The sequence below is a fragment of the Hydrogenoanaerobacterium saccharovorans genome, assembly GCF_003814745.1.
GTDB classification, from domain to species: domain Bacteria; phylum Bacillota; class Clostridia; order Oscillospirales; family Ruminococcaceae; genus Hydrogenoanaerobacterium; species Hydrogenoanaerobacterium saccharovorans.
Map to the genome: position 1 here is coordinate 2,099,367 of NZ_RKRD01000001.1, position 13,682 is coordinate 2,113,048.

Here is a 13,682-nt window from a genome sequence, read left to right on the forward strand (position 1 = left end):
TTTTGTACCTATGCGTGAGCCGATGGCATGCCGAACCGATAGTGTATTTTAATTTCTTGATGCTTTATACGCCCTGCCGCTGTTTTTTCGTAATACCCCTGCCCTATTTCGATATGGTCAATCAGGTGGTACAGCAGTTGCGGGGGTAGTTGGCTCATATTTTCGCACTCATATAACCGTTGTGAAAAATACTTATATATTTTTTGCGTTAGTTCCTCCTGCTCATCCTTATTTAAGAGGCATGCTCGCAATTCGTTTATTTTTTCATCTGCCTGTTGCTGTTCTTGTTCATAATTAGCAAGCATTTTTTCAAATCGCTCATCACTTATTTTTGCCGACAGGTTATCTTCGTAAAGATGCCGAATGATTTCATCCAGTTCTTTTTTGCGGCGTTCCAACGCAGCTATCACTTTTTTATCTGTTTGAACTTCTTTGGGTGCCGATTTTTCATCGGTGAGCTGTTCTACTAATTCTAAACGTTCCCCTTCGTCCAAACAAATATGCTTACGCAGCTGCTGTAATACAATATCGTAAAGTGTTTGATAATCAACAAAATGATTTGTGCATTCTTTTTTTCCATAGAGTTTATATCCCCCGCAAGCAAGCCGATAGGGTGTACCTTGATTCATACTTCCCGTTGCAGACATATTCCGCCCGCAATCCATACACTTAGCAATACCTGAAAACATATTCTGAAAATCGCCGGTACTGCGGTAAGTACGCGACTGTGTGCGTTGCCGCACCAAATTGTAAGTTTCTTGCGAAACAAGCGGCTCATGGGTATTTTCTATTACAATCCAATCTTCGGGCGGTTTACCGATAACAGCTTTGCTTTTAAAAGATATCTTACCTGACTTGCCCTGCGCCATATGCCCGAGATAAACAACATTGCGCAGCATTTTGCAGATGGTAGCAGAAGTCCATTCCAAGCGTTTCGAGTAATTGGTCACATCCAGATAAGGATGCGTCTGGCACCGATACATAGCAGGAGTTGGTGTGTTTTTTGCGTTAAGGTCTCGGGCAATATCTATGGGGCGGCATCCACACTGTGCCATTTTAAATATGTGCTGTACAACGGGTGCAGTGTTTTCATCAATAATAAGGTGGTTTTTATCTTCGGGGTCTTTTAGATATCCATAAGGGGCAAAGTTTCCGATAAAACTGCCCGCTTGCATTTTAGTTAAAATGGCAGAACGTATCTTCTTTGAGGTATCCCTTGCATACATTTCATTGATGACATGCTTAAAAGGCGCAATGTCATTATAGGGGCTTGCACTGTCGTAACCATCGTTGATAGCGATATAACGTATGTTTTTCGATGGAAAAAACAGCTCTGTATACTGCCCCGCTGTAATATAGTCTCGCCCCAAACGAGATAAATCTTTGGTAATAACCATATTGATTTTGCCGTCTTCCACATCCCGTATCATCCGCTGAAAGGCAGGTCGGTCAAAATTTGTACCGCTGTATCCATCGTCTACATATTCGCCGTAAACGTTGTACCCATGCTCTTTTGCAAACGAGTACAGCATTTTGCGCTGGGTTGCAATACTTGCACTTTCTTTTAAGCTGTCATCATCTTTTGAAAGGCGCAGGTAAAGCCCCGCCGTATAACGGGTTGTACCGCTTTTCAAGAAACTCTCCCCTTTGTACAGTTAGATTAGATTGGTATTCTCTTAAAAATGTTGAAACCTCGGGGGATACTGAGTATTTACTGTACTAAGCAAATACTCTTTTAAAAGCTCATTTATAGGTCTTTCATCGTGATAAATGCTGGTTACCGTATAGTTATCACCTTTGGCATCTACCTTTGTTTCTTCTGTAAACTGTAACACTACTTCGCCGCCTTGCTTTGTATTATAAACGGCAGAAACCGTCGATTCATCTTATGAAATCATACTTGTACAATATGTAAATTTATCATGGGGGCAAATATTCGGCATCACCTATAAATAATCCCATAAAAAAGCAGATGATTTATACTTTCATCTGCTTTTATTGTTTGTACTTGATTTGTTATGCAAAAGCCTGTTCATCAGCCGGTAAACAGCATAAATAAATGGTTCTAATTTGTTTTGGCTCCTACATCAGCTTTTCGAAAACCAACGGATAGTGAAAGAATTGTCTCTAATCAACAAATTTTATAAGAAATATTTTATCAATAATACTTTTTTATATGAATAATAAGTAATCATTTCAAGAGTTGTCCTCATATACATTAGCAGGATGTTAAGTCCGGGGGGTCAAATACAAATATTAAGGAGGTATTTAAAATGAGTAAGTATATCATGGCACTGGATCAGGGAACCACCAGTTCGCGCTGCATTTTGTTCAACGAAAAGGGGGATATGGTGAGTGTGGCTCAAAAAGAGTTTACACAGTATTATCCGCACACGGGATGGGTTGAACATGATGCAACCGAGATTTGGGCAACGCAAATTGGTGTAGCACATGAGGCCATGGAAAAAGCAGGCGCAACGGCAAAGGATATTGCCGCAATCGGTATTACAAACCAGCGCGAAACCACCGTTGTGTGGGACAAAACAACCGGCGAGCCGGTTTACCATGCCATTGTATGGCAGTGCAGGCGTACAGCCGAATATTGCGACAGCCTAAAGGCAAAGGGGTTGGTTGATAGCTTCCGCGAAAAAACAGGGCTAATGATTGACGCTTATTTTTCGGGCACCAAAGTTCGCTGGATTTTGGAAAATGTACCGGGAGTGCGCGAAAGGGCTGAAAACGGCGAACTGCTGTTTGGTACTATGGACACCTGGCTGATTTGGAAGCTTACAAAAGGCAGAGTGCATGTAACCGATTATTCCAATGCATCCAGAACACTTCTGTTTAACATTAAAGAGCTGAAATGGGACGAGGAAATTCTCGCGGAAATGAACATTCCCAAGTGTATGCTCCCCGAGGCAAAACCATCCAGCTGCATCTACGGCGAGACTGACCCCGAGCTGTTTGGCGGTGCAATCCCCATTGCAGGTGCTGCAGGCGACCAACAGGCTGCTTTGTTTGGGCAAACCTGCTTTACCGAGGGTACTGCCAAAAACACCTATGGTACCGGCTGCTTTATGCTGATGAATACAGGTGAAACTCCGGTATATTCAAAAAACGGGCTGCTCACCACCATTGCTTGGGGCATTGACGGCAAAGTAAATTACGCACTGGAGGGCTCGATTTTCGTAGCCGGTGCCGCAATCCAGTGGCTGCGCGACGAAATGAAACTCATTGATACAGCACCTGATTCGGAGTACATGGCAAGCAAGGTGAAGGATACCAACGGCGTTTACGTTGTACCTGCATTTGTAGGTTTGGGTGCCCCCCACTGGGACCAGTATGCGCGCGGAACCATTGTAGGGCTGACCAGAGGAGCCAACAAGTACCATGTTATTCGCGCAACGCTCGAATCGCTCGCCTATCAAACCAACGATGTACTCAAAGCGATGCAAGAAGATTCGGGAATCACACTGAAATCGTTAAAGGTAGACGGAGGTGCCTGTGCCAATAATTTCCTCATGCAGTTCCAATCCGATATTATCGGCGCACCTGTTGACCGGCCAATCTGTATCGAAACCACAGCACTGGGCGCGGCTTACCTCGCCGGCTTGGCTGTGGGCTACTGGAAGAACAAAGAGGATGTTGTGGAAAACTGGCAGATTTCGCGCACCTTTACCCCCAGTCTGGATGCGGCTGTTCGTGATGAATTAATTGCAGGCTGGCAAAAAGCTGTAAAGTACTCGTTTGGCTGGGCAAAATAGAACGCTTATTTCAAACCTGAACATGATTAAGGCTTGTTTTACAGCCTTTGTCAAAATGATGTAGAGGAGTGTAGTTATGGTATACTTAGCGGAATTTTTAGCAACAACCATGCTGATACTAATGGGCGATGGCGTTGTAGCAAACGTCAGCTTAAACAAATCCGGTATGAAGGGTGCAGGGTCCATTCAAATTACAATCGCTTGGGGCCTTGCGGTGCTGTTACCTGCCTGCATTTTCGGCGCAGCTTCGGGTGCTCATATGAACCCTGCCATGACCATAGCAATGGCAATTAAGGGCAACCTGAATTGGGCATTGGTTCCCGGTTACATAGCTGCTCAAATGCTGGGTGCATTCTTCGGTGCTATTCTTGTCTACCTGTTCTTTAAAGACCAATTTGATGCAACGGAAGACGGCAGAACCAAACTCGGCTGTTTTGCCACAGCTCCCGCAGTGGATCATAAACCCATTAACGTATTCTGCGAAGCAGTAGGCACATTTGTACTCGTATTCTCCGTACTCGGTTTTGGTAATGTGGAAGGCGCAGGTGCTTCGGGCGTTGGCAACCTTTATACTTTCGGCGTCATCACAGCCATTGGTATGTCGTTGGGCGGAACCACAGGCTATGCAATCAACCCCGCGCGTGACCTTGGCCCTCGTATCGCCCATGCCGTTATTCCAATGAAGAACAAAGGCGACTCAAACTGGCAATATGCTTGGGTACCTGTAATTGGGCCAATCATAGGCGGTGCACTCGCTGCTGTGGTTTACGGCTTGGTATTCTAAACATTTAAACAGAATCATATAGAATTTGAAGCGGAACTGTTGCAGTTCCGCTTCAGCTCTAAAAAATCACTTAAATAGTGTTACTAAAGTTTTTACCTGCTTTTTCATATTTCTCAATAAAAGCCGGTAAATGGTGAAAGGACGAAGTAATATGCTTGATGTTTTAGTGATAGGCGGCGGCGTCATCGGCTGTTCTATTGCAAGAGAATTGGCAAGGTACCAACTGGACATTATGCTGTTGGAGAAAACCGCTGATATATGCAACGGACAAAGCAAAGCCAATACCGCCATTGTACATGGCGGATACGATGCAACACCGGGAACATTAAAAGCAAAATACAATGTATTGGGCAACCAAATGATGAAGGCAGTTTGTACCGAACTGGGCGTTCCTTATCAAAACAACCAATCGCTGGTGGTTTCTTTTTCGAAAGAAGGCAGGCCAAAACTGCAAGAGTTGTTGCAGCAAGGGGTTACCAACGGGGTTTCAGGCGGGCTTTATCTGATTGAAGAGGACGAGCTGAGGCGCCGCGAGCCCAATATCGGAAAAGACGCTTACGAAGCTTTGGTGGTAGAGGCAGGCGGTATCGTGTGCCCCTATGAACTAACCGTAGGCTATGCAGAAAATGCCGCACAAAACGGTGTTCAGTTCCGCCGCAACACCGAGGTCACCGGGCTGCAAAAAGACGACGACGGGTTTACTGTATTTACAAATTCGGGTTTGTTCCGCACAAAAGCGGTGGTAAACGCGGCAGGCTTGTACGCAGACAATATCAATAACATGGTGTCTGAAAAGAAATACACCATTTACCCGAGGCGAGGCGAGTATTACATTGTTGATAAGGCTCTTGCCGGCAAATTCAACTCGGCTGTTTTTCAGCTCCCCACCAAAATGGGCAAAGGAATCCTTATTGCGCCGACTGTGGACGGCACTTTGCTGATTGGCCCAACCGCCGAGGATATTGACGATAAAGATGATACCCGCTCTACGCGTGAGGGGCTGGACAAAGCACTTCGCGTTGGCTCTCTCACATGGGAGAATATCCCCAACCGCAGCTTTATCACTACCTTTTCCGGCATCCGTGCACATTGCGATTGCAACGATTTTGTAATTGGCGAAGCACCAGACGTCTCGTGCTTTTTTAATGCTTTGGGCATTGAATCTCCCGGGCTTACTTCGGCTCCTGCTATCGCCTGCCACCTAGCACAAGATATTGCACAAAAGCTGAATGCAGATAAAAAACCGTTTTTCAACCCCATCCGCAAGCCCATACCCAAATTCAGAGAGATGACCAATGCAGAGCGTGCTGCCGCCATCTGCTCCAACCCCGATTATGCAAAAATCATCTGCCGCTGCGAAACTATCACCGAGGCGGAGATTCGCGAAGCCATCCGCCGCCCTGTGGGTGCACGCACGTTAGACGGTATCAAACGGCGTACAAGAGCGGGTATGGGGCGCTGCCAAGCAGGTTTTTGCACCTCTCTGGTAGTGGATATCCTTTGCGAAGAACTTGGAATATCTCCGATGGAAGCAAGCAAATTCGGAGGGAACTCTTATCTGCTTGACCATGCACTGTTTGAGAAAGAAGGTGCCCGCTGTGATTGATGTGGATGTACTCATTATCGGAGGAGGCCCTGCGGGGCTTGCAGCTGCTATCGAAGCCTATGAGAGCGGGTGCCGCAGCATACTGTTGTTGGAGCGCGAAAACAGCTTGGGCGGTATTTTAAAACAGTGCATCCACAACGGGTTTGGTTTGCATATGTTCGGTGAAGAGCTCACCGGCCCCGAGTACGCAGACCGCTACATCAAAAAACTGATTGACTACGGTATCCCTTACCAGTGCGACACTATGGTAATTGAAATTACCCCGCAAAAGTGCGTAACCGCCGTCAGCCGTTCGTGCGGATTGCAGCAATTTAAGGCAAAAGCAATTGTTTTGGCTATGGGGTGCAGGGAACGCCCGCGCGGTGCGTTGGGCATACCCGGGTGGCGCTGTGCAGGAATTTATACCGCAGGCACTGCACAAAAATTTGTAAACATGAAAGGGCTTATGCCCGGCAAGAGGGTTGTTGTTTTGGGCTCGGGCGATATTGGCTTGATTATGGCGCGCCGTATGACCTTTATGGGCGCAAAAGTAGAAGCTTGTGTTGAACTTTTACCCTATTCGTCCGGTTTAAAACGGAATATTGTACAGTGTTTGGATGATTATGATATCCCTTTGCTGCTCAGCCACACCGTTGTTGATATTAAAGGCAAAGAACACTTGGAAGGTGTGACGGTTGCAGAAGTTGACCCACAAACCTTAAAGCCCATTTCCGGTACAGAGCGCGATTTTGCCTGCGACACCCTGCTGCTCTCGGTAGGTTTAATACCGGAAAATGAGCTTTCGAACATGGCTGGTGTGGAGCTTTGCACATCAACCAACGGCGCTGTGGTAAAAGAAACGTTAGAAACCTCTGTCGATGGTATTTTCTCTTGCGGCAATGTTCTGCACGTACACGATTTGGTGGATTTTGTTTCGGAAGAAGCACAAAAAGCGGGGCGAAATGCCGCCCGGTATGCCGCTGATAGTGGTGTTTGCAATAAATCGGCTTTATTTGAAGTTGTCGACGGCTTTGGCGTTAGCGGTACTGTCCCACAGCTTATCCAGCGGGATATGAAAGAATCAATTACGATGATGTTCCGCCCGAGAGGGATTTACCAAAACAGCCGTGTCTGCATTGATATAGGCGATAAAATAGTGTTCTCCAAGCGGGAACGTATTTTAGCTCCGGGTGAGATGGTAAGCATCGATTTGAAACCCGAATATTTGATGTACGCGAAAAACGGCGATAAGATAACCGTTCGGGTGGAGGTGGCAAAATGAAAAAGGAACTGACCTGCATCGGCTGCCCTAAGGGGTGCCGTATCAGCGCAGAAATACAAGACGGAACTATCCTTTCCATCAAAGGGTGGCAATGCAAAATCGGCGAAAAATATGCACGCGAAGAACTAACCTTGCCCACCCGCATGGTCACTTCGCTGGTAAAGGTTTACGGAAGAGAACTGCCACTCTCGGTAAAAACCGCAAAACCCATTGATAAAAGCAAAGTTTTTGACAGCCTAAAAGAAATTGCAAGCGTTCGTGTTATGCCGCCCATCCGCATTGGCGATGTGATTGTACCGAACATATGTGAAACAGGCATAGATGTAGTGGCAACCAAAGAAGTTTGGTAGTTTGTTGAATTTACAGCAATTGAAGAAATTGTTCGGACGCTCAAAGCAGTTTCTTTGCTGTATACGTTTGACAAAGGAGTTTTAGGCAGCCGAATAAAAAGTTCAACCGCACTAATATGGAGGGATTAATATGAAAAAACTTCTTAACAATATTGCAAACACAGAGACCGAAATGATCGACGGCCTGTGCAAAGCCTATCCGCAATATGTCCGCCGTTTGGCAGACACGGGTGTGGTAGTACGTACTGAAAAAAAGAAAGGAAAAGTGGCTCTCATCAGCGGAGGGGGCAGCGGACATGAGCCCGCACATGGCGGGTACGTGGGGTACGGTATGCTGGATGCCGCCGTAGCAGGAGCGATCTTCACCTCCCCTACCCCCGACCAAGTTTACGAAGGCATCAAAGCCGTTGCAACAGGTCAAGGCGTGCTGATGATTGTAAAAAACTATACCGGCGATGTGATGAACTTTGAAATGGCAAGCGAAATGGCTCAAATGGACGACATTGCGGTAGATTACGTAGTGGTAAACGATGATGTAGCCGTAAAAGACAGCTTGTACACCACTGGCAGACGGGGCGTAGCCGGCACCGTTTTGGTACATAAAATTGCAGGTGCAAAAGCAGAACAGGGCGCAACTTTGGCGGAAGTGAAGCAAACCGCACAAAAAGTGATTGACAATGTGCGCACAATGGGAATGGCAATTACCCCTTGCATTGTTCCTGCAGCAGGCAAACCGGGTTTTGAGCTGGGTGAAGATGAAATGGAAATTGGCATCGGAATCCACGGTGAGCCCGGAACTCATCGCGAACCGCTGAAAAAGGCGAACGAAATAGCGGAGCATCTGCTTGAAAAAATATTGGCAGATATTGATTACAGCGGCAAAGAAGTTGCTGTACTAATCAACGGCTCGGGCGGTACCCCCTTAATGGAGCTGTTTGTGATTAACAACCACGTACATGATGTGCTTACAAAAAAAGGAATCCGCATTTATAAAACACTTGTCGGCAATTATATGACGTCGATTGAAATGTGCGGGTTTTCCATCTCTCTGCTGCGGCTGGATGATGAGCTCAAAGAGTTGCTTGATGCACCGGCTGATACACCCGCATTCCGCTAACCGGAGGGAATGACATGACAGATTCTAAAAAGCTTATTTCAGTGATAGAAACCATTGCACAGGTGATGCATGAAAATAAAGAGTTTTTAACCGAACTGGACAGCGCCATTGGGGACAGTGACCACGGCATTAACCTGGACCGCGGCTTTCAGGCGGTAAGCGAAAAACTAAAGTCTCTTGAAAGCAGCAATGTGGATGATATTCTAAAGGCCATCGGTATGACGCTCATCTCTACCGTTGGCGGAGCCTCGGGCCCGTTGTATGGCACTGCATTTTTAAAAGCTGCAACGGTAGTAAAGGGGCAGACAAATATTGATGCACAAAACTTTATTAACATGCTGAAAGAAGCCATTGATGGGATACAATACCGCGGTAAAGCTCATCGCGGCGAAAAAACAATGCTGGATTCACTGATTCCCGCCTATGAAACACTCGCGGATGAATATAAGCGAAGCAAAGACTTTGTATCTGCAATGGAAAAGGCGATAACCTCTGCCGCCGCGGGGGTGGAATATACCAAGCATATCATCGCAACCAAAGGCAGGGCAAGTTATCTTGGCGAGCGCAGTTTAACGCATCAGGACCCCGGCGCAACATCGGCAATGCTGCTGCTTCGCGCCATTCTAAATTCTTTGTAAAGGGGTTGTGCAAATGGTAGGGTTGGTTATTGTATCGCATAGCGAAAAGCTGGCACAAGGTGTAGTAGAACTGGCGCATGAGATGGCAAAAGATGCGCCGATTGCCGCAGCAGGCGGTATGCCCGACGGGAGCCTTGGCACCTGTTTTGAACGTGTTTACCGTGCAATTGAATCGGTTTACAGCGAAGATGGGGTACTGGTATTGGTAGATATGGGCAGCGCCGTAATGACCGCCGAAATGGCGATTGAAAGGCATGGCGGCAATATCCGCATTGCAGACAGCCCGCTGGTAGAAGGTGCCATTCTTGCTGCAATCCAGTCATCCATCGGCTGCCCGATTGCCCAGGTAGAACTCGCCGCAATTTTAAGTAAAAGCGAAGATAAGCTGTAAATTAACAAGGCGCCGTTTATCTGCTGTTAGACGGCGTCTTTTCTAATTCTATGCAGGCTGAAAAATCCTTTTACCAACTAAGCACATGGTTAGCGCCTGTTTACCGCAGGCACTGCATTTTTTAAAGCTTTTATCGAGGTTAAATGCAACACGCGGCAGATAACCCGAATCTTCTAACAGCGTAAACAGCGGGAAGAAAATTGCCATTGGCGGCAGCATTACGGCAACCACCCATGCCAGTACTCGGTATACCCCCAAAACCAATGCACCGTGTACCCATTCCGGTGTGCCCAGCCATAAAAAAAACTCGGTTAATCGGTCTTGCAGCCAGAACAGCCCGTTTGAAAGCAGCTGAGACGGATAGTTGGCACCTGTTATTGTAATCCAAAACGTACCTGCCAGCAAAGCGAGCATCACAGGAATTCCCGTCCATTTGCTTGTAAAAATACGGTCGAGCCTGCGGTCGCGCGCGTTGTAGTTGCTGTTTTCAAAAAACACCGCATCACCGCAAACGCTTTCTGCCGTAAGCACAATGCAAGAAACAATGCTGTCGCGCAGTTTGTCTTCCACCAATCCTTGCTCGGCAAGCAGCTCGCGCGCTTGCTGAATGCTTTGTACCACCAACGGGTCATCCAGCAAATGAAAGCCTAGATATTCTGCTAATGTATTTGACAGCGTTTCGTCGTAGTCAATCAGCTTCAGCGCCACCCAGCGTGAGTTTAAGCGCCCATTCAGCTGCTGTTTGATAACGGGCTCTACAACGGCAATCGCTGCTTCTATGGGGGTGTTATATCGAATGTGGATGGGATCGGTTATGTGATGATACGCAGTGAGCTGAGAAACTCGGTTCATCAGTACATCCAGCCCTTTGCGGCTGCGTGCACTCGTCCCTACTACGGGAACGCCCAAATTTTGTTCCAACTGTTTAAAATCAATGCGAATGTTTTTTTTCTTTGCTTCATCCATCAAGTTGACGCATACCACCACATTTGGGGTGATTTCAATGGTTTGCAAAACCAAGTTCATATTCCGCTCCAAGCAAGTTGCATCGCAAACCACAACCACGGCATCGGGTTCGCCAAAACAGATAAAATCGCGTGCAACTTCTTCCTCAGCCGAGTGTGCCATCAAAGAATAAGTACCGGGAATATCCACCAAAATAAAACCGTTGCCGTTATGTACATATCTGCCCTGCGCGTTAGTAACTGTTTTGCCCGGCCAGTTTCCGGTATGCTGTTTTAATCCGGTAAGTTCATTGAATACGGTTGATTTGCCTACATTTGGGTTTCCTGCCAAGGCTATTACCTTATCTCCGGGTTCTTTTTGTATGATAAGCCCGCTATCCACAGCCTTTATTCCAGTTGAGTCTGCTGTTAAACCCATTGCTCATATCCTCCAATAATTGTTTTTATAAAATTATATATACACGGCGGGTGAGAATGCACTCATAAAGCGCCCCACCCGCTATGTATTTAGGCTTTGCAGCCGTTAATTCAGTTACAAGTAACTAAAATTTTAGAAGAATCTTCCGATCTCAGTGCAATTACCGCACCTCTGATTAAGTAGGCAACCGGGTCACCCGAGGGGCTTTTTTGCAGGCACTCAACATCGGTGCCCTCAATCAATCCAATATCCTGCAACCGCCTGCGCATGCTGCCTGTGGCAAGCAAATAATTCACTTTTGCAGTTTTTCCTTCAGGAATTGTATATAAAGTCGATACATTTTCATTCATAATCGTTGTCTCCTGTTAATATTTTAGTATTGGGCAATTTTGTTTCCCTGTACTAATTTATTCCGTAAACTGCACATGTGCTACAACTTTTTTGGAGATGATTCCATGGAAAACAATGAATATCGGACACTTAAGGGATACAAGCTTAAAAATAACCGTAAAATAACCGACGCGATGGAAGATTATCTTGAAATGATTTGCCGTTACGCAAAACAGGATGGATATGCCCGCATCAACCATATTGCCTCTATGCTAAGCGTAAGGCCTTCTTCGGCATCCAAAATGGTGGGTAATCTAAAAGAATTAGGGTATGTAGATGCCGAGCCGTACGGCATTATAAAACTTACCCAAAAGGGTTGGGAACTGGGCAACTACCTTTTATACCGCCATGATGTTTTGCACGAGTTTTTGTGCTTGATTAACCACACCAAAGATGAAATTGAGCAAGTGGAACAAATCGAACATTTTTTTGATGAAAAAACCATAGAAAATTTAGAACAGCTGGTAAATCAGCTGAAAAACTCTTCTTTCTATCCTTCATTACCTTAAGTATTTGAAATGGGTTGTCAAAAACCTTAATCTGTTATACAATAGGATTTGATTTTGTTTTTTGCTTTAAATCGTAACGCTTTAAAGTAAATATTAAGCAAAATGATTATTAAGATTGAGGTGTAGGCATTGGGTCAAAACAAAAATCTAAAGCCAAAGCTTGAAAACAGCAACTTTAACAGCAAAATTGGCTTTATACTGGCATCCGTTGGGTCGGCAGTGGGTATGGGTAATATTTGGATGTTCCCCTACCGTTTGGGTTCTTACGGCGGCGCAGCGTTTTTAATCCCCTATTTTCTTTTTGTTATTTTATTTGGTATTGTAGGCCTTTCAGGTGAGTTTGGGCTTGGCCGCTTAACCGGAACGGGGCCCATTGGCTCTTACGATTACGCCATGAAAACGCGCGGTAAAAAAGGCGGGGCGTTTTTCGGCGCAATCCCTTTGTTCGGCAGCCTTGGCATTGCAATTGGTTATGCCATCATCGTTGGGTGGGTACTTCGTACTATTTGGGGCTCCCTATCGGGCAGCCTTTTTACTACCGATTCTGCCGAGTATTTTTCGCAAATGACAGGTGCGTTCGGCAGCGTACCATGGCACTTTGCAGTTATTGCACTTACGGTAATTATATTACTCGGCGGTGTTTTGCAAGGCATTGAAAAAGTAAATAAAATTATGATGCCTACCTTTTTTATTTTATTTTTGATTATTGCTGTACGCGTCGCTTTTCTGCCCGGCTCTATTGAAGGATATCAGTATCTGCTTGTACCCAAGTGGGAATTTTTACTGAAGCCCATGACATGGATTATGGCAATGGGACAAGCCTTTTTCTCGCTATCAATTACCGGTTCGGGCATGATTATTTATGGCAGTTACTTAAGCAAAAAAGAGGATATCCCCTTCTCTGCAGGTATGACCGCATTTTTAGATACCTGTGCCGCACTCCTTTCCGGTTTTGCCATCATCCCCGCAGTGTTTGCGTTTGGTATGGACCCTAAAAGCGGACCTCCGCTGATGTTTATTACTCTGCCAAAAGTATTTTCGCAAATGCCTATGGGTAAATTATTTGCAACCCTGTTTTTTATTTCGGTACTATTTGCCGGTATTACTTCTTTAGTAAATATGTTTGAAGTATGTGCCGAAGCAGCGCAAAAAAAATTAAAACTGCGCCGTACTCCTGCCGTGCTGCTGGTTGGTGCTTTGGTATTTGCGGTGGGTGTGTTCATAGAATATGAGCCTTACATGGGGGCATGGATGGATGCAATCACCGTGTATGTTGTGCCGTTTGGCGCGCTGCTGGGCGCAATTATGATTTATTGGGTGTTGGGTACGCAAAAAATCAACCAAGAATTAAATCTCGGCCGTAAAAAACCGATTGGTAAAGTGTTCAACTTTTTTGGCAAATACGTTTATATCATTCTTGCCGCTGCAGTATTTATTTTAGGCATTGTATACGGCGGCATCGGATAATAACAAAATCATATTAAAAAAC

At 45.7% G+C, this 13,682-nt stretch carries 12 protein-coding genes and 1 pseudogene; 10 read left to right on the top strand and 3 right to left on the bottom strand.

From position 1 onward, the window contains the following. Positions 1–8: 8 nt before the first annotated feature. On the bottom strand, positions 9–1,634 hold the full coding sequence (locus EDD70_RS09770) for a recombinase family protein (protein ID WP_092750604.1): 1,626 nt from the start codon (positions 1,632–1,634) through the stop codon (positions 9–11). A gap of 639 nt (positions 1,635–2,273) precedes the next feature. Between EDD70_RS09770 and glpK the strand changes: the two genes are divergently transcribed. The 8 genes from glpK to dhaM all read left to right on the top strand — a co-directional run bounded on the left by glpK (position 2,274) and on the right by dhaM (position 9,911). Continuing rightward, positions 2,274–3,764, top strand: a complete 1,491-nt coding sequence (gene glpK, locus EDD70_RS09775; protein ID WP_092750602.1) for a glycerol kinase GlpK — start codon at positions 2,274–2,276, stop codon at positions 3,762–3,764. 76 nt (positions 3,765–3,840) lie between these two features. Beyond that, positions 3,841–4,548: an MIP/aquaporin family protein gene (locus EDD70_RS09780; RefSeq protein ID WP_092750600.1), complete on the top strand. Its 708-nt coding sequence runs from the start codon at positions 3,841–3,843 to the stop codon at positions 4,546–4,548. A gap of 151 nt (positions 4,549–4,699) precedes the next feature. Further along, positions 4,700–6,154 (top strand): NAD(P)/FAD-dependent oxidoreductase, encoded by a 1,455-nt coding sequence (locus EDD70_RS09785; RefSeq protein ID WP_092750598.1) that lies wholly within the window; start codon positions 4,700–4,702, stop codon positions 6,152–6,154. Beyond that, positions 6,147–7,415 carry an NAD(P)/FAD-dependent oxidoreductase gene (locus EDD70_RS09790; protein ID WP_092750596.1) on the top strand — a complete coding sequence of 423 codons (1,269 nt, stop codon included), beginning with the start codon at positions 6,147–6,149 and terminating at the stop codon, positions 7,413–7,415. The genes EDD70_RS09785 and EDD70_RS09790 overlap by 8 nt, the downstream gene beginning before the upstream one ends. Beyond that, positions 7,412–7,765, top strand: coding sequence for a DUF1667 domain-containing protein (locus tag EDD70_RS09795; protein WP_092750594.1), 354 nt, complete (start codon positions 7,412–7,414; stop codon positions 7,763–7,765). The genes EDD70_RS09790 and EDD70_RS09795 overlap by 4 nt, the downstream gene beginning before the upstream one ends. A gap of 130 nt (positions 7,766–7,895) precedes the next feature. Then, positions 7,896–8,882, top strand: coding sequence for a dihydroxyacetone kinase subunit DhaK (gene dhaK, locus EDD70_RS09800; RefSeq protein WP_092750592.1), 987 nt, complete (start codon positions 7,896–7,898; stop codon positions 8,880–8,882). A gap of 14 nt (positions 8,883–8,896) precedes the next feature. Next, positions 8,897–9,520, top strand: coding sequence for a dihydroxyacetone kinase subunit DhaL (gene dhaL / locus EDD70_RS09805; protein WP_092750590.1), 624 nt, complete (start codon positions 8,897–8,899; stop codon positions 9,518–9,520). Between the two features lie 13 nt (positions 9,521–9,533). Further along, a complete protein-coding gene (gene dhaM, locus EDD70_RS09810; protein ID WP_092750588.1) occupies positions 9,534–9,911 on the top strand; it encodes a dihydroxyacetone kinase phosphoryl donor subunit DhaM in 378 nt (125 codons plus the stop codon). 78 nt (positions 9,912–9,989) lie between these two features. Here the strand turns inward: dhaM and EDD70_RS09815 are convergent. Beyond that, a pseudogene (locus tag EDD70_RS09815) lies at positions 9,990–11,294 on the bottom strand (FeoB small GTPase domain-containing protein); the annotation flags it as partial. Between the two features lie 110 nt (positions 11,295–11,404). Next, complete coding sequence (locus tag EDD70_RS09820; protein WP_092750584.1) at positions 11,405–11,644, bottom strand: FeoA family protein; 240 nt, start codon at positions 11,642–11,644, stop codon at positions 11,405–11,407. Between the two features lie 105 nt (positions 11,645–11,749). On the opposite strand from EDD70_RS09820, the gene EDD70_RS09825 reads away from it, so the two are divergent. Both EDD70_RS09825 and EDD70_RS09830 read left to right on the top strand, forming a co-directional pair. Then, entirely contained in the window at positions 11,750–12,193 is a 444-nt protein-coding gene (locus EDD70_RS09825; RefSeq protein WP_092750582.1) for a metal-dependent transcriptional regulator, read from the top strand. A gap of 129 nt (positions 12,194–12,322) precedes the next feature. Further along, positions 12,323–13,660, top strand: a complete 1,338-nt coding sequence (locus EDD70_RS09830; RefSeq protein ID WP_170162798.1) for a sodium-dependent transporter — start codon at positions 12,323–12,325, stop codon at positions 13,658–13,660. The last annotated feature ends 22 nt before the right edge of the window (positions 13,661–13,682 follow it).

What these genes read in the sequence shown, in the direction of transcription:
- EDD70_RS09825 (WP_092750582.1), top strand. Translation starts at nt 11,750, where the DNA reads ATGGAAAACAATGAATATCGGACACTTAAGGGATACAAGCTTAAAAAT.
- dhaL (WP_092750590.1), top strand. Translation starts at nt 8,897, where the DNA reads ATGACAGATTCTAAAAAGCTTATTTCAGTGATAGAAACCATTGCACAG.
- EDD70_RS09780 (WP_092750600.1), top strand. Translation starts at nt 3,841, where the DNA reads ATGGTATACTTAGCGGAATTTTTAGCAACAACCATGCTGATACTAATG.
- dhaM (WP_092750588.1), top strand. Translation starts at nt 9,534, where the DNA reads ATGGTAGGGTTGGTTATTGTATCGCATAGCGAAAAGCTGGCACAAGGT.
- glpK (WP_092750602.1), top strand. Translation starts at nt 2,274, where the DNA reads ATGAGTAAGTATATCATGGCACTGGATCAGGGAACCACCAGTTCGCGC.
- dhaK (WP_092750592.1), top strand. Translation starts at nt 7,896, where the DNA reads ATGAAAAAACTTCTTAACAATATTGCAAACACAGAGACCGAAATGATC.
- EDD70_RS09785 (WP_092750598.1), top strand. Translation starts at nt 4,700, where the DNA reads ATGCTTGATGTTTTAGTGATAGGCGGCGGCGTCATCGGCTGTTCTATT.
- EDD70_RS09795 (WP_092750594.1), top strand. Translation starts at nt 7,412, where the DNA reads ATGAAAAAGGAACTGACCTGCATCGGCTGCCCTAAGGGGTGCCGTATC.
- EDD70_RS09820 (WP_092750584.1), bottom strand. Translation starts at nt 11,644, where the DNA reads ATGAATGAAAATGTATCGACTTTATATACAATTCCTGAAGGAAAAACT.